Annotated in this window: 18 protein-coding genes; 10 read left to right on the forward strand and 8 right to left on the reverse strand. The window is 69.8% G+C overall.

Annotation, left to right across the window (positions count from 1 at the left end; all coding sequences use genetic code 11):
- Positions 1-4: 4 nt before the first annotated feature.
- Positions 5-877 (forward strand): N-acetylneuraminate synthase family protein, encoded by an 873-nt coding sequence (locus AB0259_RS10360; protein WP_251577311.1) that lies wholly within the window; start codon positions 5-7, stop codon positions 875-877.
- Positions 874-2,214 (forward strand): DUF6716 putative glycosyltransferase, encoded by a 1,341-nt coding sequence (locus AB0259_RS10365; RefSeq protein ID WP_366221854.1) that lies wholly within the window; start codon positions 874-876, stop codon positions 2,212-2,214. The genes AB0259_RS10360 and AB0259_RS10365 overlap by 4 nt, the downstream gene beginning before the upstream one ends.
- A gap of 10 nt (positions 2,215-2,224) precedes the next feature.
- Here AB0259_RS10365 and AB0259_RS10370 read toward each other — a convergent pair whose 3' ends face one another.
- Positions 2,225-3,136, reverse strand: a complete 912-nt coding sequence (locus tag AB0259_RS10370; protein ID WP_251577309.1) for a LysR family transcriptional regulator — start codon at positions 3,134-3,136, stop codon at positions 2,225-2,227.
- A 144-nt stretch (positions 3,137-3,280) separates the two neighbouring features.
- Here AB0259_RS10370 and AB0259_RS10375 point away from each other — a divergent pair, with 144 nt between their 5' ends.
- Complete coding sequence (locus AB0259_RS10375; protein ID WP_251577307.1) at positions 3,281-4,663, forward strand: MFS transporter; 1,383 nt, start codon at positions 3,281-3,283, stop codon at positions 4,661-4,663.
- Positions 4,660-5,406, forward strand: a complete 747-nt coding sequence (locus tag AB0259_RS10380; protein ID WP_366221851.1) for a 3-hydroxybutyrate dehydrogenase — start codon at positions 4,660-4,662, stop codon at positions 5,404-5,406. Before AB0259_RS10375 ends, AB0259_RS10380 begins: the two co-directional genes overlap by 4 nt.
- Before the next feature lie 15 nt (positions 5,407-5,421).
- Here the strand turns inward: AB0259_RS10380 and AB0259_RS10385 are convergent, their stop codons facing one another.
- Together AB0259_RS10385 and AB0259_RS10390 are read right to left on the reverse strand one after the other, a co-directional pair.
- On the reverse strand, positions 5,422-6,540 hold the full coding sequence (locus AB0259_RS10385) for a hypothetical protein (protein ID WP_251577303.1): 1,119 nt from the start codon (positions 6,538-6,540) through the stop codon (positions 5,422-5,424).
- Positions 6,541-6,654: 114 nt separating this feature from the next.
- A complete protein-coding gene (locus AB0259_RS10390) occupies positions 6,655-7,119 on the reverse strand; it encodes a VOC family protein (RefSeq protein ID WP_366221848.1) in 465 nt (154 codons plus the stop codon).
- A 96-nt stretch (positions 7,120-7,215) separates the two neighbouring features.
- Between AB0259_RS10390 and AB0259_RS10395 the strand changes: the two genes are divergently transcribed.
- From AB0259_RS10395 to rplI, 5 genes are all read left to right on the forward strand, one after another.
- Positions 7,216-8,163 (forward strand): WYL domain-containing protein, encoded by a 948-nt coding sequence (locus AB0259_RS10395; protein ID WP_366221846.1) that lies wholly within the window; start codon positions 7,216-7,218, stop codon positions 8,161-8,163.
- 112 nt (positions 8,164-8,275) lie between these two features.
- A complete protein-coding gene (rpsF, locus tag AB0259_RS10400; protein ID WP_308222226.1) occupies positions 8,276-8,641 on the forward strand; it encodes a 30S ribosomal protein S6 in 366 nt (121 codons plus the stop codon).
- Positions 8,642-8,646: 5 nt separating this feature from the next.
- Positions 8,647-9,165 carry a single-stranded DNA-binding protein gene (locus tag AB0259_RS10405; RefSeq protein WP_251577297.1) on the forward strand — a complete coding sequence of 173 codons (519 nt, stop codon included), beginning with the start codon at positions 8,647-8,649 and terminating at the stop codon, positions 9,163-9,165.
- A 53-nt stretch (positions 9,166-9,218) separates the two neighbouring features.
- Positions 9,219-9,473 (forward strand): 30S ribosomal protein S18, encoded by a 255-nt coding sequence (gene rpsR, locus AB0259_RS10410; RefSeq protein ID WP_005054609.1) that lies wholly within the window; start codon positions 9,219-9,221, stop codon positions 9,471-9,473.
- Between the two features lie 11 nt (positions 9,474-9,484).
- Positions 9,485-9,937 carry a 50S ribosomal protein L9 gene (rplI, locus tag AB0259_RS10415; protein WP_064002775.1) on the forward strand — a complete coding sequence of 151 codons (453 nt, stop codon included), beginning with the start codon at positions 9,485-9,487 and terminating at the stop codon, positions 9,935-9,937.
- 758 nt (positions 9,938-10,695) lie between these two features.
- On the opposite strand, the gene AB0259_RS10420 is transcribed toward rplI, so the two are convergent.
- Positions 10,696-12,846 carry an LPXTG cell wall anchor domain-containing protein gene (locus AB0259_RS10420; RefSeq protein ID WP_366221843.1) on the reverse strand — a complete coding sequence of 717 codons (2,151 nt, stop codon included), beginning with the start codon at positions 12,844-12,846 and terminating at the stop codon, positions 10,696-10,698.
- Between the two features lie 96 nt (positions 12,847-12,942).
- The gene (locus AB0259_RS10425) at positions 12,943-14,232 is read right to left on the reverse strand and encodes a hypothetical protein (protein ID WP_366221841.1); all 1,290 of its coding nucleotides are present in this window, start codon (positions 14,230-14,232) and stop codon (positions 12,943-12,945) included.
- Between the two features lie 438 nt (positions 14,233-14,670).
- Between AB0259_RS10425 and dnaB the strand changes: the two genes are divergently transcribed.
- Positions 14,671-16,041 carry a replicative DNA helicase gene (gene dnaB, locus AB0259_RS10430; protein ID WP_064002773.1) on the forward strand — a complete coding sequence of 457 codons (1,371 nt, stop codon included), beginning with the start codon at positions 14,671-14,673 and terminating at the stop codon, positions 16,039-16,041.
- A gap of 19 nt (positions 16,042-16,060) precedes the next feature.
- On the opposite strand, the gene AB0259_RS10435 is transcribed toward dnaB, so the two are convergent.
- The 3 genes from AB0259_RS10435 to AB0259_RS10445 are packed head-to-tail and all read right to left on the reverse strand — an operon-like array spanning position 16,061 to position 19,328.
- On the reverse strand, positions 16,061-16,993 hold the full coding sequence (locus AB0259_RS10435) for a choline/ethanolamine kinase family protein (RefSeq protein ID WP_366221839.1): 933 nt from the start codon (positions 16,991-16,993) through the stop codon (positions 16,061-16,063).
- Positions 16,990-17,910: a hypothetical protein gene (locus AB0259_RS10440; protein ID WP_366221837.1), complete on the reverse strand. Its 921-nt coding sequence runs from the start codon at positions 17,908-17,910 to the stop codon at positions 16,990-16,992. The genes AB0259_RS10435 and AB0259_RS10440 overlap by 4 nt, the downstream gene beginning before the upstream one ends.
- Positions 17,907-19,328, reverse strand: a complete 1,422-nt coding sequence (locus AB0259_RS10445) for an amidase family protein (protein WP_366221835.1) — start codon at positions 19,326-19,328, stop codon at positions 17,907-17,909. Before AB0259_RS10445 ends, AB0259_RS10440 begins: the two co-directional genes overlap by 4 nt.
- Between the last annotated feature and the right edge of the window lie 42 nt (positions 19,329-19,370).

A 19,370-nucleotide genomic window follows, 5' to 3' on the forward strand; every position in this document is an offset into this window, starting at 1 on the left:
CGCCATGACGGTGACCATCGGAAACCACGTGCTCGGCGGCGGACACCCCGTGTACGTCATCGCCGAGATCGGCCTCAACCACAACGGCGACGTCGAACTCGCCAAGCGACTGATCGATGTCGCCGCCGACGCCGGCGCGAACGCCGTCAAGTTCCAGAAGCGCACCCCCGAGATCGCGACGCCCGCGCACATGCGCGACACCCTGCGCGAGACCCCGTGGGGCACGATGACCTACCTCGAGTACCGCTACCGCGTCGAGTTCGACCGCGACCAGTACATCGAGATCGGCGACCACGCCACGATGCGCGGCCTCGACTGGTTCGCCTCGCCGTGGGACGTCCCGAGCGTCGACTTCCTCGAGGACCTCGGCGTCGTCGCCCACAAGGTCGCCTCCGCCAGCCTCACCGACGTCGAGCTGCTCGAGGCACTCCGCGCGACCGGCAAGCCGATCATCCTCTCGACCGGCATGTCGACCATCGAGCAGATCGACCGCGCGCTCGAGGTCCTCGGCACCGACCGCACCGTCCTCCTGCACGCCACCTCGACCTACCCGATGGAGCCCGAGGAGGCGAACATCAAGATGATCGCCTCGCTCCGCGACCGCTACGCCGGCATCCCGGTGGGGTACTCGGGTCACGAGCGCGGCCTGCAGATCTCGCTCGCCGCCGTCGCCCTGGGTGCCGTCGCGGTCGAGCGCCACATCACCCTCGACCGCACCATGTGGGGATCGGACCACGCCGCCTCGCTCGAGCCGACGGGCCTCGAACACCTCGTGCGCGACATCCGGGTCATCGAGACGGCCCTCGGCGACGGTGTGAAGCGCATCTACGACGGCGAGCTCGCGCCCATGGCGAAGCTGCGGCGCGTCCCGGCATGACCATGCGCGGTGACCGTCCGGGACGCGTGCGCGTCGTCGCGATCGCCGACGCCGACTCCTTCGTGAAGTGGTCGGCGGCGCTCATCGACTCCGCGCCGTCGGTGGATCCCCACCTGCTGCTCGTGCGTACCCCGCTCACGGTGAGCGTGGCGCAGGAGCACGCGGCGCTGGCGGGCACCGGCATCCGTCCCGAGGCGGTCACCCGCCTGGCCTGCGATGACATCGCGGCCTGGCTCGCGAAGGACCGGCCCGACGTCGTGGTCATCGGTGGACGCGGGCCGTTCGTACGGCTCGTGATGCGCCAGATCGACCGCGTCGCTCCGCGTCCGGTCGTGGTCTCGGGGCTGCCCGGCATCTCGATCCCCGCCCAGCGCGGGGCGGCGATGTACCGCAAGCACTGCGATCTCATGATCGTGCACTCGCAGCGGGAGCGACGGGCCTTCCGCCACCTCGCGCAGCGGCTCGGCATCGAGCTGCGCGTCGGTCTCGCGACCCTGCCGTTCGCGCGACCCTCCCGTCCGTCCGGGGGTGGCACGGACCTCGTCTTCGCCGCGCAGGCGATCGTCCCCCGCGAGCCCGCCGACCGGGTCGCGATCGCGGGCATCCTGCGCGCGGCGGCGCTCGCCGACCCGTCCCGCCGCGTCGTCGTCAAGCTGCGCTCACGCCCCGAGCTCGGCGAGACCGAGACGCACTACGAGCGCACCGAGCTCACCGAACTGCTGCGGGACCGCCCCGACAACCTCGTCTTCTCGCACGAGCCGATGGCGCAGGCCCTCGCGCACGCCGAGGGCCTCATCACCGTCAGCTCCACGGCGGCGATCGAGGCGATGGCGATGGGGGTTCCGGTGATCGCGCTCGACACCTTCGGTGTCACCAAGACGCACCTCAACACCGTGTTCAACGGCAGCGGTGTGCAGGGCAGCGCCGAGGACGTCATCGCACGCCGGTTCCGACACCCGAACGCGCAGTGGCTCGCCGACAACTACTTCCACGATCCGCAGCAGTCGACCTGGTGGCAGGACGTCGAGCAGCTCGTCTCGCTGCGGCGCCGGGGTCTGCTGCCCCCACGCTTCGTGCCGACCGCGCGCGGAGGTGCACTCCACGAGGCGTGGCAGCGCAAGGCGGTGCTCGGTCGCGAGGACCGTTCGCTCGTGGGCGCCGTCGCACTCGTGGTCGGGGCTCCCCTGGTGTGGGGCATCCTCACCGCGCGCAAACTGCTCGGTCGCCGCGGTGCCGGCAGCTGGTTCGACGACCAGACCGACATCACCGTCACGCCGGCGCGCTACCAGGACCCCATCGTCCGGCCGCGGCGCGCAGCGCTCGTCGCGATCGACTGACGCGAGCGGCTCAGCCCGCCCGGCCGGCGAGCATGTCGGCGGCCGCGGCGGTCTCGTCGCGCAGCGCCTCGGCGAGGGCGGCGACGGCGGGGATCCGCAGCGACTCGGGCCGCACGATCATCCAGTACGGCAGCCGCTCGTCGAACCGGTCGGGCAGCAGGCGTACGAGGTCGTCGTGCCGGTCCGCGACGAAGCAGGGCAGCAGCCCGATCCCCGCACCGGCACGCGTGGCCTCGACGTGCACGAACACGTTCGTCGAACTCAGTCCGTCGCGCATCTCCGGCACGAGCCGTCGCGGCAGGTCGAGCGCGTCGACCTGCAGGATCGCGTCGACGAAGTAGACGAGCGGATGCCGCATGAGCTCGGCGGCGTCCCGCGGCATCCCCTCCCGTTCCAGGTACGCGCGCGAGGCGTACATCCCGAGTGTGTAGGCGCCGAGCTCGACGCCCTGCGTGCGCCGGGACTGCGGCGCGCCGACGACGACCTCGATGTCGAGTCCGGGGCGGTGGGCTGCGGCACGACGGGTGGCCGTGACGATCTCGACGCTCAGGCGCGGATGCCGGCGTCGCAGCCGGGCCACCGCGGGGGCGGCGATGAAGGCGCTGAAGCCGTCGGTCGCCGACATCCGCACCACCCCGGCGATGGGGTCGTGGTCCTCGCCGGCCCCGGCGAGCTGCGTCAGCGCGGACTCGATCCGCCCGGCCGTGTCGACCGCCTGGCGTCCGAGCGCCGTGAGCTCCCAGCCGCCGCCGGCCTGAGCGACCAGGCGCCCGCCGACGGCGTCCTCGAGGGCGGCGATGCGTCGCGCGACGGTGGTGTGGTCGACGCCGAGGGCGCTCGCGGCGGTGGTGTACCGACCGGACCGCGCAACGGCGAGCAGAACGAGCAGATCATCGGCGCGGAGGCGACCACGGGCATCCATGTGTGCAATTGTGCACATCCGAGGTGCAGGACTGGGCATTGATCTACATCGAGCCCGCTCCGCAGACTGTGGGGCGGACGCCACCGCGTCCCGTGTCAGAGCAGACCACCCCGGATGTCATCGACGACATCGATCGGAGAGACCATGTCAGCCCCCACCCGCGCCGCCGACCCCGCGGCATCCGCCACCCCGTCCGGCCTGCGCCGTGTCGTCGCCGCCTCGATGGCGGGCACCGTCGTCGAGTGGTACGAGTTCTTCCTGTACGCCACCGCGGCCAGCCTCGTCTTCGGCACCTACTTCTTCCCGCAGACCGGCTCATCGCTCGACGGGATCATCGCCGCCTTCGTCACCTACGCCGTCGGCTTCATCGCGCGGCCTCTCGGCGGCGTCGTCTTCGGCCAGATCGGCGACCGCTTCGGCCGCAAGCCCACGCTGCAGGCGACGATCATCATCGTCGGCGTCGCCACGTTCCTCATGGGTTGCCTCCCCGGCTTCGTCGAGATCGGCTACTGGGCGCCCGCGCTCCTGGTGGCGCTGCGCTTCCTGCAGGGCTTCGCCGTCGGCGGTGAGTGGGGCGGTGCCGTGCTCCTCGTCGCCGAGCAGAGCCCGAACCGCTCGCGCGCGTTCTGGTCGAGCTGGCCGCAGGCCGCCGTCCCCGTCGGCAACCTGCTCGCGACGCTCGTCCTGCTGATCACGTCGTGGGTCCTCAGCTCCGAGGACTTCCTCGGCTGGGGATGGCGTATCGCGTTCTGGCTGTCGGCCGTCATCGTCCTCGTCGGGTTCTACATCCGGCGTCACGTCGAGGAGGCGCCCATCTTCCTCGAGGCCAAGGCGCAGGTCGAGGCCGAGAAGGCCGTGTCGTACGGCGTCGTCGAGGTGCTGCGTCGTTACCCGGTCGGCGTGCTGCAGGCCATGGGTGTCCGCTTCGCGGAGAACATCGTCTACTACATCGTCGTCAGCTTCTCGATCGTCTACTTGAAGACCGTGCACGAGTACGACACCAGCCAGCTGCTGCTCGCGCTCCTGATCGCGCACGTCGTGCACTTCCTCGTCATCCCGCAGGTGGGACGCCTCGCCGACCGGTTCGGGCGACGGCCGGTCGCTCTGACCGGCGCGATCCTCAGCGCGACGTGGGCGTTCTTCGCCTTCCCGCTGTTCGACACCCTGAACCCCGTGCTCATCGTGCTCGCCGTGACCGTCGGCTTGACGTTCCACGCGTTCCTGTACGCACCGCAGCCCGCGATCATGGCCGAGCTGTTCCCCACCCGCATGCGGTACTCGGGCGTCTCGCTGGGCGCCCAGGTCACGGCGATCGCGGCCGGCTCGCTCGCCCCGATCCTCGCGACGCAGTGGCTGCGCGACTTCGGCTCGTGGACCCCGGTCTCGATCTACATCGCGATCGCCTGCCTCATCACCGGGACCACGATCGTCCTCATGCGCGAGACGAAGGGTGCCTCGCTGCAGGCGATCGACGACGCGGATGCCGCCCGTACAGCCGAACTGCTCCGCGAGAAGGAGCGCGCATGACCGATCTCACCGGTCGGACGGCTCTCGTCACGGGTGGCGCGAGCGGCATCGGGGCGGCGTGCGCCTCGGCGCTCGCCGCCGCCGGTGCCCGGGTGACCGTCGCAGACGTCGACGCCGACGGCGCGCAGCGGATCGCTGCCGCCGTCGGCGGTCAGGCGTGGGCCGTGGACCTGAGCGACACGGCCGCACTCGCCGACCTGCGGCTGGACGTCGACATCCTCGTCAACAACGCCGGCATCCAGCACGTGCGCCCCATCGAGGAGTTCGAGCCCGAGCGGTTCTCGTTCATGATGCGGCTCATGCTCGAGGCGCCGTTCCTCCTCATCCGCGCGGCGCTCCCCGCCATGTACGAACGCGGCTTCGGCCGCATCCTGAACATGTCGAGCGTGCACGGACTCGTGGCATCTCCTTACAAGTCGGCCTATGTCGCGGCCAAACACGGTCTCGAGGGACTGTCGAAGGCGACGGCGCTCGAGGGCGGCGCGCACGGCGTCACGAGCAACTGCATCAACCCGGGCTATGTGCGCTCGCCGCTGGTCAAGAAGCAGATCGCCGACCAGGCGAAGCTCCACGGCATCGGCGAGGACGAGGTGCTGTCGCAGGTGCTGCTGGCCGAAGCGGCGGTCAAGCGTCTCGTCGAACCGGAGGAGGTCGCCGCCCTCGCGGTCTGGCTCGCGGGACCGGATGCCGGCATGGTCAGCGGGGCGAGCTACACGATGGACGGCGGCTGGTCCGCGCGCTGACCCCGGTGCGTTCGCTCAGCGGAAGATGGCGTCGAGCAGTCCGCTCTGCATCGCGAAGACACCGAGGACGAAGAGGCCGCCGATGATGATCGCGGGCCACGAGACGCCCCCCTTGAGGCGGCGTCCCTGCGGCGCGACGCCGGGCGGCGGGCGCAGCGTGCCGCGCGGCGGCGCGAACGGCAGCGAGTCCGCCGTCGCACCGGGCGCCACTGCGGGCCGCGTCAGCCGATCGTCGCGCCAGCGCTCCCACTGCGCGAGCTTGTCGAGCAGGGCGCCGACGGCCGAGAACAGCCATGCCCACGTGTTCGGGTCGAGCGTGGACAGGTCACGCTTGGCGTAGAGGAACAGCCAGTCGTCCACGATCTCGACGTCGAGCTGTGCGGCGTGGTCGATGAAGCGGGCCATGATGTCGGGCGTGAAGAGGTAAAGCGCGTCCTGCTCGTAGCCCTCGGGGCAGTAGAGGGCGAAGTGCTGGTCGAAGTCGCCCTCGAGGCTGAGCCGCTGATCCTTGTCGAACGCCTGCGGCAGATTCGACCCGAACAGTCCGTTGTTGCCCGTCGCGTCGAGGACGATGTGCGGCAGCGGCGTCGCGAGGCGGATCGCGACGTAGCCCCAGCGGTGGGTGGTCTGGTTCTTGCCCGAGCCCGTCGTGTAGCGGTAATTCGCGAACTCGACGAACCGGGGGCGTTCGCCGCGCAGGATGTCGCTCGATCTGCGCGAGTGGCCGCGCGAGAAGATCATGCCCGGCAGCGGTGGAGCGGATGCCTGGGCGTACCAGGTCAGTCCGTTCGCCCGCGCGAAGCGGTCGAGCCGGTAGATCCGCTCGTGCGATCCTGCGAACCCGCGGATGATGAGGGCCACGATCCCGATCGCGAAGATCGCCACCACGACGACGAACCCGACCGCGAGCGGGTTGCGGTCGGAGCCGCTGAGGAACGCGCCGAACACCGTGGCGAAGACACTCGAGATGAAGAAGCCGACGAAGACGAACACCGCGACGGCGATGACGATGCCCCAGACGGTGCCGCCCGAGGGCAGCCGTCCGGCGGCGCGCAGCTCCTTGCGGTGCGCGGCGATGGCCGCACGCTCGACCGGCTCGGTCAGCGGCGTCGGATCGAAGGTCGATGTGCTCATCGGTTCACCTCGTCGGAGTGCATGACCGCCACGGTACCGGCCGGCGGCGCCGCCGAGCGGGACGGATGCGGCGACGCACCGGCATCCGTCCCTTCGGGCCTCAGGCCCGGCCGATCACGCCGGCTGCGGGGCGCGGACGTCGACGACCCAGGTCACTCCGAACCGGTCGGTGAGCATCCCGAAGCCCGCGCTCCACGCCGAGGCGGCGAGCGGTTCGACGACGGTCGCGCCCTCGGCGAGGGCGTCCCATCGCGCGGTGACCTCGTCGAGGCTGTCGCCCTGCAGCGAGACGAAGAAGGCGCGATCGGTGATCGTCACGCCGTTCTGACGCGTGGTCGTCCCGGAGACCGCTTCCGCGCCGGCGTCCTGCCCGGGGACGTCGTACGCCATGAGGCGGAACCCGTCGGCCCCGATGAGGATGCCGAAGACGATCCTGTCCGCGCCGGGTGCGTCGGCGGGCATTCCGAGGTCGGCGTAGGTGGTCGTCATCGCCTGGCCGTCGAAGACGCGGGCGTAGAACTCCAGGGCCTCGCGCGCGGTGCCGCGGAAGTTCAGGTGGGTGGTGGTGGTGAGGGTCATGATGCGTCCTTCGGTTTGGGGGTGGGTTTCGGTGTGATGACCACGCTCCTCTTCGTAGAGGTCGGATCCTGTCCTCTTCTCCCGCAGGATGGAACCATGACCTCGCCGTCGCATCGGATGCTGAACCTGCTGTCGGTCCTGCAGTCGCGACGAGACTGGGGCGGTCAGGAGCTCGCCGACCGGCTCGGCGTCACCGTCCGCACCGTTCGCCGCGACGTCGACCGGTTGCGTGAGCTCGGGTATGCGATCACGGCTGCCAAGGGCCCCTACGGCGGTTACCGCCTCGCGCCGGGCGAGGAGCTGCCGCCTCTCCTGTTCGACGACGAGCAGGCCGTCGCGATCGCGGTGGCGCTGCAGTCGGCATCCGGTGTCGACATCGCGGATGCCGCCGCCCGGGCCCTGGGCACGATGCGGCAGGTCATGCCGTCGCACCTGCGTCACCGGATCGACGCCATCCGGTTCGAGACCGAAGCGCCGGCTGATCAGGCCGCGCCGGATGTGCTCGAGGCGGTGAGCGCCGCTGCGCGCGGCCGCCGCACACTGCGCGTCGACTACGGCGCCGACGGCCGCAGTCGTCGGATCGAGCCGCATGCCGTCGTCGCGCGCGACGGGCGCTGGTACGCCGTCGCCTGGGACCTGGATGCCGAGGACTGGCGCATCCTGAGGCTCGACCGCGTGCGCCTCCGGCAGGGTGGCGGGGTCCCGTTCGAGCCGCGCGAGATCCCCAATGGCGATGCGCGTACGTACCTCGCGGCCCGATTCAAGGGTGCGTCGGACACGGATCGCTGGCCCGTCACGGCCGACCTCATCCTCTCCGTGCCCGCGCGACGGGTCGTCCCGTTCGCCGGAGACGCGGAGATCGAGGACCTGGGAGACGGACGGACGCGTGTGCAGGTGGGGTCCTGGTCGTGGGCGGGAGCGCTCGCCTGGGCGCTGCGGTTCGACGCGTCGTTCGAGGTGGTCGGGCCGCCGGAACTGGCGGATGCGGCGGCCGCGCTCGCGGTGCGACTGACCGATTCCGCGGCAGGGCCGGGCATCCGCTAGACTGTTGTGGTTGTCCGTCTGCGCTCGCGCGCGGAATCACCGGACACGTGCATCAACCCTCCTGATGCCGGGAAACGCCCGGCATCCGTTCTAGTCCGAAGGAGGTGGGTTAGTGACGCACATCCACCAGTACGAACTCATGGTGATTCTCGACCCCGAGGTCGACGAGCGCCAGGTCGCTCCCAAGCTCGACGGGTTCCTGAAGGTCATCACCGCTGATGGTGGCTCGATCGACAACGTCGACGTGTGGGGCAAGCGCCGTCTCGCCTACGAGATCCAGAAGAAGAACGAGGGCATCTACGCCGTCGTCAACTTCACCGCCACGAGCGAGGCCACGCAGGAGCTCGACCGTCAGCTCAAGCTGAACGAGCAGATCATGCGCACCAAGGTCCTCCGCGCCGAGGAGGCGATCGCTCAGGTCGCCGCCGAGAAGGAGCGCGCCGAGGCCAAGGCCGCCCGCAAGGCTGCGAAGGCCTGACGCTCATGGCCGGCGAGACCATCATCACGGTCGTGGGTAACCTCACGGCGGACCCCGAGCTGCGCTACACGCAGAACGGCCTTCCCGTCGCGAACTTCACGATCGCATCGACGCCGCGCAGCTTCGACCGCCAAGCCAACGAGTGGAAGGACGGCGAAGCGCTGTTCATGCGCGCGTCGGTCTGGCGCGAGTTCGCTGAGCACGTCGCAGGCTCGCTCACCAAGGGCATGCGGGTCGTCGCGACCGGCCGCCTGAAGCAGCGCTCCTACCAGGACCGCGAAGGCAACAACCGCACGGCGATCGAGCTGGAGGTCGACGAGATCGGCCCCTCGCTCCGCTACGCCACTGCCCAGGTCACCCGGGCCGCCTCCAACGGCGGCGGCGGTGGCGGCGGCAGCTTCGGCGGCGGTCAGCAGTCGCGTCCGCAGGTGCAGCAGGACGAGCCCTGGGCCACGCCCGGGTCCTCGGCTCCTGACGCCTGGAGCGCGCCCGGGACGAGCTACGGCGACGACACCCCGTTCTGATTCGAATTGCGGATGCCGCGGGTCGCGGCATCCATCTCTCTTAAGGAAGACACATGGCTGGAAAGGCAACCGGCGATCGCCGCAAGCCGCGGAAGGGCGCGAAGAACGCCGCTCCCGCGAAGGCGATCCGCGTCGGCGTCATCGACTACAAGGACGTCGCGACGCTTCGCAAGTTCATCTCGGAGCGTGGGAAGATCCGCGCCCGTCGTATCACCGGAGTCTCGGTGCAGGAGCAGCGTCTGATCGCTAAGGCGATCAAGAACGCCCGTGAAATGGCTCTCCTGCCCTACGCCGGCGCTGGCCGGTAAGGAGTACCGACATGGCAAAGCTGATTCTCACGAACGAGGTCGCCGGGCTCGGTAGCGCCGGTGACGTCATCGAGGTCAAGAACGGGTACGCCCGCAACTACCTCATCCCCCAGGGCTTCGCTGTGGCCTGGACCCGCGGTGGCGAGAAGCAGGTGGCGTCGATCCGCGCCGCTCGCGAGTCCCGCGCGATCCACGACCACGAAGAGGCCGTGGCGCTCAAGAACACGCTCGAGTCCAACACGGTCAAGCTGACCGTCAAGGCCGGTGCTGAGGGTCGCCTGTTCGGTTCGGTCAAGACCGCCGACGTGGCCGACGCCGTCAAGGCCGCCGGTCTGGGTGACCTCGACAAGCGCAAGATCCACATCACCTCGCCGATCAAGGCCGTGGGCGAGCACGAGGCGACCGTTCGCCTCGGCGACGAGCTCACCGCCGTGATCACCCTGCAGGTGGTCGCCGCCAAGTAATCCTGGCGTGCGGTTCGGATGCCGCGGTCCCTTCCCTCACGGGTCGAAACCGCGGCATCCGTCGTTTCCGGGTGGTATCGGTGTTCACGGATGCAATGGCTCGCGGCCGACACGCCGTGTCGTGGAGTGTGGATGCCGCGTGTCGCCGCACATCCATTGCATCGACGCACATCAAGGGAGGCCGCGCTTCATCGATTGGCGAAAATCCGTAGGAACCTGACGGAGACGTCACGGCTGTGTCCGCGGCCGGGGTGAACCCCGCGGACGCGATGCACCGCACCAATGGGGCGTTCGGGACGGCGCCGCCGTTCATCCTCGGCTGACACGTCTCGGGGACGGTGGCGGCGATCGGTCCGGGAGCGACCATCTGGGAGATCGGCGATGAGGTGTTCACGTTCCCCCGCGGGGCCGGTGCCTCTGCCGAGTTCGCCGTCGGTCCCGCTCGCGCCGTCGCCCGGAAGCCGCCGGCGCCGTCCCACCCCGAGACGGCCGCCCTGCCTCTGGCCGGACTCACGGCCTGGCAGGCGCGCTCTCTCTCGCAGGCTGCGTCGACGCACGCCGAGGGCGGATGCCGCAGGTGGGGGCCTGCGGCATCCGCCTTTCGGGGGAGGTGTCCGCGGATGCGACGGATCGCGGCCGGCGCGCCGGCACTGGGGATGGGGATCCGGCGTGTCGGGCCGGATCCGTCGCATCCGCGAGGGGGATGGGTGGATGCCACGGGTGGGGGCCTGGGGCATCCACCCCTTTGGGGGAGCGGGTCAGACGGTGCGGCGACGCAGCGTGAGCATGGCTCCGGCGGCGATCAGGGTGATCGCGGCCAGGGGAAGCCACGGGGTCGCCACGCCTCCGGTCTGGGCCAGTGCCTGCGGCATCTCGCCACCGCTGGCCTGGGGGGCCATCGGAGCGGGGCTGCCACCGGGGATCTGACCGTCCGTGCCGTCACCGGGGACCGTGGGCTCGACCGGGGTGGTCGGGTCCGTGGGGTCCGTGGGGTTCACCGGGGTGGTGGGGTCCGTCGGGTCGACCGGGGTGGTCGGGTCCGTCGGGTCCGTGGGGTCCACCGGGGTGGTCGGGTCCGTCGGGTCCGTGGGGTCCACCGGGGTGGTCGGGTCCGTGGGGTCCGTGGGGTCGACCGGGTCCGTGGGGTCGGTCGGGTCGACCGGGTCCGTGGGGTCCGTGGGATCCGTCGGGGTGCCCGGGTCGGTCACCTCGCTGTCGCCGATGATCGAGACCGCGGTGTCACCGACGGTGACCGGGATGTCGATGGGAAGCACGATCTGCGTCCCGCTTCCGACACCTCCCTCGCCCGAGGTGACGGGTCCCGCCGACGTTCCGGTTCCCGGCGTGCCGGCGGAGCCGCCGCCGATCACCGAGCTGTCCCCGATGACCGAGACCGCGGTGTCGTCGACCGTGACCGGGATGCCGATCGGGGCGACGACCTGCGTGCCCGAGCCGACACCGTCGGTGCCGTCGGTGGACGGACCGCCGGTGGTTCCGGTCGCCGGGGCGGCCGGGGCTCCGGCGTCGGTGGAGTCGCTTGAGCTGTCACCGATCACCGAGACCGCCGTGTCGTCGACCGTCACGGGGACCGTGATGGGAGCGACGACCTGGGTTCCGGAGCCGATGCCGTCCGAGCCGCCCGTGGTGGGGGCCGTGGAGGTGCCGCCCGAGACCGGCGCCGTGGATCCCGACGTGCTCTCGCTCGAGCTGTCGCCGATGACCGAGACGGCGGTGTCGCCGACGGTCACGGGGACCGTGATGGGAGCGACGACCTGCGTTCCGGAGCCGATGCCGTCCGAGCCGCCCGTGGTGGGGGCCGCGGAGGTGCCGCCCGAGACCGGCGCCGTGGATCCTGACGTGCTCTCACTCGAGCTGTCACCGATGACCGAGACGGCGGTGTCGTCGACGGTCACGGGGACCGTGATCGGAGCGACGACCTGCGTTCCGGAGCCGATGCCGTCCGAGCCGCCCGTCGTGGGGGCCGTGGAGGTGCCACCCGAGACCGGCGCTGTGGATCCCGACGTGCTCTCGGTCGAGCTGTCGCCGATCACCGAGACTGCCGCGTCGTCGACCGTGACCGGGATACCGATCGGGGCGACGACCTGCGTGCCGGAGCCGATGCCGTCGGTGCCGTCTGTGGACGGCGCCTCAGCGGGCTCGGTCGGCTGAGCCGGTGCGGTCGGAGCTGCGGCATCCGTCGACTCGGTCGAGCTGTCGCCGATGACCGAGACGGCGGTGTCGCCGACGGTGACCGGGGCGGTGACGGGGGCGACGACCTGCGTGCCGGAGCCGATGCCATCCGTGCCGTCGGTGGACGGTGCAGAGGCGGACTCGGCCGGCTCGGCGGGCGCTGCGGCATCCTCCGACTCGGTGGTGCTGTCGCCGACGACCGAGATCGCCGTGTCCTCGACCGTCACGGGGACGGTGATCGGGGCGACGACCTGAGTGCCGGATGCGGCGCCGTCGGTACCGTCGGTCGACGGTTCCGCGGCGGGCTCGGCCGGTTCGGCAGGCTCGGCGGGTGCCGCGGCATCCTCCGACTCGGTAGTGCTGTCGCCGACGACCGAGATCGCGGTGTCCTTCACCGTGATCGGGACGTTGACGTCGACCAGCGCCTGCGACCCGGATGCGGCGCCGTCGGCACCGCTCGTGGACGCGGACGAGGTCGTCGACGGCTTCGCCGGCTCGGCCTCATCCTTCGACGAGCTGGACGAGTCACCGACGACCGAGACGGCGGTGTCGCCGACGGTGATCGGGACGTCGACGTTCAGGACGGCCTGGGTGCCCGAAAGCAGCCCATCCTCCCCGGACGTCGTCGGTTCTGCGGCCTGCGCGGCCGCCGCGCCGAAGAGCGTGATGCCCCCGGCCACGAGCGTGCCCAGCAGGACACGCGACAACGTGGAATTCATTTCATCTCTCCTCAGAAATCGACAGGGAATGGCGCCGTGGCGCCGGCACGCAGGGCGTGCGGATGCATGCCGCGAGCAAGCGCGGCGCGATCCCCGTCAGTCGGGAGAGACGTCGGTGTCGAAGAAGGGCGCAGGGAGGCCCTGCTCGTCGGTCGGACGGCCCCGTCGCGCCCAGGCACGGTGCGCGGCGGGGATCCCGAGCGGGAGCAGGGCGATCAGCCCGGCAGCTCCTCCGGTGGAGGTGGAAGTCAGGGAACCGGACTCCGACGCGGGCGCACTCGGCGCGGGCACGAGGGGGTCGGTGAAGACGAGCGGATGCTGCGCGACCGCAGCGGCATCAGCGGCAGGAACCTGCGCCACGGCCGCCGAGAAGAGGGTCTCGATCTGCACGGGCGTGTGCTCGCGGAGCGGGTCCGGAGTGACCGAGGAGCGCGTCGGGGCGGTGACGATCTGTGCGTCGACGGCAGGCTCGGACGGGATCGACTCACCCTCGGACGCTGCCGGCCCGGACGGGGCGGGCACGCCGGGGTGCACGTTCGAACCGGGGACCTCGACCGGGCTGAGCGGGAGATCAGGGGCGATCGGATCCACAACCGGATCGACGGCGCCGACGATTGGCGGAATCGCCGGCGAGACCGCGTCCACCACCGGGTCGGTGACGGGGCTGACGGCGTCGATCACGGGCGGGACGACGGCCTCCACCACAGGGGTGACGACGGCGTCCGTCACGGGTGCGACCACCTCGACCACCGGGTCCACGACGGCGTCGGCGACGGGCGTCAGGGCGTCCGTCACGGGCTTCACGGCGTCGGTGACGGGCGTGACGACCGGCGCGATCACGGTCTCGGTGACCGGCTTGACGACCTTGTCGGTGACGGGGGTGACGATCGGGGCGACAACGGTCTCGGTGACGGGCTTGACGACCTTGTCGGCGACGGGCTTGACGACCTTGTCCGTGACCGGCTTCACGATCTTGTCCGTGACCGGCTTGACGGCCTTGTCGGTGACGGGCTTGAAGACCTTCTCGGTGACCGGCTTGACGACCTTCTCGGTGACGGGCTTGGCGACCTTGCCGGTGGGCTTGGCGACCTTCTCGACAGTCTTGGCCGCAGGCGCGACGACGTTCGCGACGGGCTCAGCGACCTTCTGCGCCGTCGGCTTGGCGATCTTTTCGGCGACAGGCTCGACGACCTTCTCGACAACCGGGTCGGTGATCTCTCCGACCGCCTTGGACACCCCGCTCAGCAGCCCGTCCTCTGCGCGGTCGGACGCGCGTGCGTCCGATGCGGAAAGAACGGCGGCGACGGCGACCCAGAGCAGCGCCATCCCGAGACCGATCGCGGCCAGGAGACCGAAGCGCGCGAAAGCGCGGAGCGTTGTGTGCACAGGTCACCTCCACGATGGATCATCGGGACGCATGCCGAGAAGGCCGCGTCTGCGGGGTGCCTGGACCCAACAACGTACGCCGTCCCTATGGATTGCGCAAGAGATTTCTGGGGCGCGAAATCGACCCGAAAACGGCCCGCTTTCTCATTTGACAAAAGGCCGATTCTGCACATGGGGTGGGGATAACGCCCAACCTTCAAGCGGCGCTTGAGGTCGGATATCCATCCACAACCTGTGGGGAAGGAAAGTCCAGGCCAAAGATAACTTCGCGCGACCGAATCTCTTGCGATCCCCCGGTTCTCCACAGGCTCTCTGCACAGGGTGGGCGGCGTTTCCCGCATCCTGTCCACACAGTTATCCACAGGCTGGTTTGCGTGTGTCCGAACCCCTCCCTAGCGTGTGCGAGGGCCTTCCAGCGGGCCCGGAAGAGGGGCGTGCATGTCGATCGCGGATCTGTCGGACGACCGAATCGGCGGCTCCCGCGGCCCCGAGCGGACTCCGCCGCACGACATGCTCGCGGAGCAGAGCACCCTCGGCGGAATGCTCCTGTCAGGTGACGCGGTCGCCGACGTCATCGAGGCGCTCCGCGGGACCGACTTCTACGTGCCCAAGCACGAGCTGATCTTCGAGGCCGTCCTCTCCCTGTATTCGCACGGCGAGCCGACCGACGTGGTCGCCGTCACCGATGAGCTCATCAAGACGGGTGACCTCCAGCGCGCCGGTGGTGCGGACTACCTCCACTCGCTGACCTCGATCGTCCCCACCGCGGCGAACGCTGCGTACTACGCGTCGATCGTCCGCGAGCGGGCCCTTCTGCGTCGCCTCGTCGAGGCCGGCACCCGGATCGTCCAGATGGGCTACAACGGCCAGGGCGAGGCGCTGGACCTCGTCAACAACGCCCAGGCAGAGATCTACTCGGTCACCGGCGCGGAGCAGTCCGAGGACTACGTCCCCCTCCAAGTCGCCGTCGACGCAGCCGTCGAGGAGATCGAGGCCGCCCGCGGTCGCGACGGTCAGATGACCGGCATCCCCACCGGGTTCGCCGGTCTCGACCAGCTCACCAACGGTCTTCACGGTGGGCAGATGATCGTCGTCGCCGCGCGACCTGCGATGGGTAAGTCCACCCTCGCGCTCGACTTCGCCCGCGCCGCCGCGATCAAGCACAACCGTCCGACGGTCTTCTTCTCGCTCGAGATGGGGCGCAGTGAGATCGCGATGCGCCTGATGAGCGCCGAGGGCTCGGTGCCGCTGCAGAGCATGCGCAAAGGCATGCTCGACAGCCGCGACTGGACGACCATCGCCTCGACCCGTGGTCGTATCAACGACGCACCCCTCTATATAGATGACAGCCCCAACATGACGCTCGTCGAGATCCGCGCGAAGTGCCGCAAGCTCAAGCAGCGCGTCGGTCTCGAGATGGTCGTGATCGACTATCTGCAGCTCATGACGAGCGGTAAGCGCGTCGAGTCGCGTCAGCAGGAGGTCTCAGAGTTCTCGCGTGCGCTCAAGCTCCTCGCGAAGGAACTGCAGGTGCCGGTCATCGCGCTGTCGCAGCTGAACCGTGGTCCCGAGCAGCGTGCCGACAAGAAGCCCGCGATCAGCGACCTGCGTGAGTCGGGCTCGATCGAGCAGGATGCCGACATGGTGATCCTGCTGCACCGCGAAGCCGCCTATGAGAAGGACAGCCCTCGCGCGGGTGAGGCCGACCTGATCGTCGCCAAGCATCGTAACGGTCCGACCGACACGGTCGTCGTCGCGTTCCAGGGACACTTCTCCCGATTCACCGACATGGCCGTCGGGATGGACTGAGTTCCTTCCGTGCGTAGTTCTACAGCGCTTCGACTGCCTCTCGGCATCTGTCGCTGCGGAGCATGGTGAGGGCACCGAGCAGCATGCCAGCCCCGTACTTCTCGTAGTCGAAGTCGACATCGCGCACGACTGAGTTGTACAGCGCCCAATGCCCCCATTTGACCAGGGTGCCGATGCCGGACAGGTAGAGCCGGGCGAGTTGCCCCTCCGTCGGTGTCGTGCCGGCGTACTGCTCGAACAGTGAGCTCTGGAGAGCATCCGGGATGCCCATGATCGTGAGATACGCGCCGAGCTCGTAGTAGCGGTCGGTGTTGGCGGCGTAGTCGAAGTCGATGAGCATCATCGGCGCTCCCGCCTTCACCATGAAATTGGGCGGGTTGGGGTCGTTGTGACCGGGAACGATCTCGAGCCCGGCGCCGATGTAACGCTCCTGAATCGGTTGCCACCGCTCCTGCACCTCCAGCTGATATGGCTGGAGGTCGCGTCCGACCTCAGCGATCTGCATCCGATGTTCGTCGATCATGTCGAACAGCGTCTTGGTGACGGACAGCTGCTGGCCGGCGTGAAGCCGACGGTACAGCCGCATGACCTCTGACATGCCCGTCGGGGAGAGCAGGTCCCCTGCGGTCGATGACCGGTACCCGGTCAGGAACGCGCAGACCTCGATGCCCGAAGAAGGATCGAGGTAGAGCACCTCGGGTCCGACGCCCGTGGACGCGGCGACGACGGCAGCCTCGTGTGCGACCGCGCGGTTCACGAACGCCTCAGCTCCGAGCCCCGGCACCTTGAGGAAGTAGACGCCGTCGGGCGTGATCATCCGCCAGTTGACATTGGTCGTCCCGGACGAGATCCGCTCCATGCGCAGCTCGTCTCCGAAGCGCCAGCCGGCCAGGGCGGGCAGAGCGGACGCCAACGCGTCGGCTCCGAGGCCGTGCCATCCGATCGTGCTCATTCCCAGCCCATCCCCGCCTGTGCGACAAGGATGTCGATCTCGCCGGTGAGCACCGGATGCTCGGCGTGCCAGGTGCGGAACATCAGGTACCCCACGTAGCCGACCTCAGACTCCGGGTCCAGCGCGTGGGCCCGCATCGCCCGCAGCAGCACCCAGAGGTCTGCGATCACTCCCCAGAGCCTGGCGCGAGCGAACGCCCCGGGGTGCGCGCTGTCCCACAGCACGGGAAACGCCTCCTCGGCAGGCAGGACCGTCGGAGACAGCTCAGTGAGCAGAGCGCCCACATCCGCGAGAGGGTCGGCGAAGCCGGCGGTCGTGCCACCCGTCAGGAGCACCTCCCCGCCGGGTCCGAGTTGGATGTCGGATGCCTCGGACGAGAGCCACGCGGGCACCGCATCCGGACCGTCAGCGACAGCGTCACGGAGACGAGGCAGGACGGCAGCCACCGCGACCACCGAGGAAGGCAGTGACGCGCCCGCGGCGGCGAATGCGTCGAGCATCGCCTGGGCCTCCGCGCCGAGATCACGAACGGGAAGCGTCGCGCCCGACGCGTGAAACGCCCGACGCGCGGCGGCCACGGCGTGGAGTGCGCCGGGGGTCCGCTGCAATCGCAGACCTGTCGCCACGCGCCATCCGTCGCCGAGGGCCGCTTCGACAGTCACCCCGGAGGCAAGGTCGAGGGCCAAGATTTCCGGGCCGACACCCGCATCCGCCGCTGCGGCTCGAGCAACAGCCGCTGCGCTCTCGACGGCGTGAGGCCGCGGCGCCTTCGCGATGACGCGGGTCCCATCGTCCGTCACGGCGTGCCAACTCTCGTGAGAGGCGCCCTGCCAGCTGAGCAGACCGGCGCCGATGCCCGTCGGCACCCAATCGAGGGCGGCCCAGTCAGCGGGCAGTCCGCGCAGTCGGTCGATCATTCTCCTGCTGTCTCCGGGAACGGAAAGGCGGGATCGAACGCGCGCTCCGTCTCGAGAAGCGCCAGGACGTCGAGCACACCCGCGTCGTCGAACCGTCGGCCTCCGACCTGCACACCGATGGGCATGCCCGACGCCGACATCGCGACGGGGACGGTGCCCGCCGGCATGCTCGTCAGGTTGTACGGCGACGTGAAGACCATGTGGTCGAGGGAGTAGTCGTTGCGGACCGGGGTCACGTTCTCCGCCGGGAACGACACGACCGGGGTGACCGGTGAAAGGACGTAGTCGTAGGCGGTGAGGATGCTGGAGATCTTCGCCCGTACGCTTTCGAGCCTCTTCTCGTTGGTCACGTGCTGCACCGCGGTGAGGTCGGTCCGGCTCAACAGCTGAGAGAGCAACTGGGGCGGCAGGAGCGGCCACATCTCCTCCGGCACCGCGAGCAGCTCCGGCAGTCCCCGCGTCGAAAGGACCGTCATGAAGCTCTCGCGCTCGGCGGCCGTCCAGAGCGGACCGTCGATGTCGACGACCGTTGCACCGTGGGCCGATAGGATCGCGGCCTGGGCGCGGACCGCATCGACCACCTCCTCGTCGACGCCGCCCGGAACATCCGTCTCGAGGAGGACACCGACGGTGACACCGACGAGGGAGGACACCGCGAAGCCGTCCATCTCGAAGGAGCCCGGGAGGCTGAGGTGATCGGTCGGATCGGGCTTGCCGACGACACGCAGGAGGGTGGCGATGTCAGCCACCGTTCGTCCCATCGGTCCGGCGCTGCCGATGAGCTTGGGCGGGTCGTACGCGATGCGTCCCTGGGTGGGCTTGAGCCCGGCGAGACCGCACAGGGCGGCGGGAAGCCGCACGGACCCGCCCATGTCCGTCCCGATCGACAGCGGACCCGCGCCGAGGGCGACGAGGGCGCCCGACCCGCTGGAGGAGCCCCCCGGGTTCATAGCCGGGTTCCACGGATTGCGGATGATCCCGAACTGGGAGCTCACGCCGGCCCCGATCAGCCCGAAGTCGGGCATCGAGGTCTTCGCGAAGAGGGTCGCGCCGGCCTCGCGAAGCCGTCGAACCGGTGCGCCGTCGTGCGCGGAGGCCGGCGCGGTGTCGTTGAGCTTGCTGCCGTGCCAGCGAGGCAGACCCGTCATCGGGAAGCTGTCCTTGACCGACACGGGGACGCCGTCGAGCTCGCTGAGGGGGGTGCCGGCGGCCCAGCGCTCGGCGCTCTCCGCCGCCACTTCGAGTGACTGCTCGACATTCATCACGGCTACCGCGTTGAGCTCCATGCCGGCAGTGGTGGCGACGTCGATCGCCGCCTGGGTCGCGTCGACGGGAGAGATGGTCCCGTCGCGATAGCCGGCGACGAGGTCAGCGGCGGTGGCGCTGAGGAGCGCGTGAGTCGAGATGGATGCGGTCATCGTTCCTCCGGGTATGAGGTGGTGGATGTGAGGTCGGCGGAC

It is taken from the genome of Microbacterium sp. NPDC080005 (assembly GCF_040702445.1).
Lineage (GTDB): Bacteria > Actinomycetota > Actinomycetes > Actinomycetales > Microbacteriaceae > Microbacterium > Microbacterium oleivorans_D.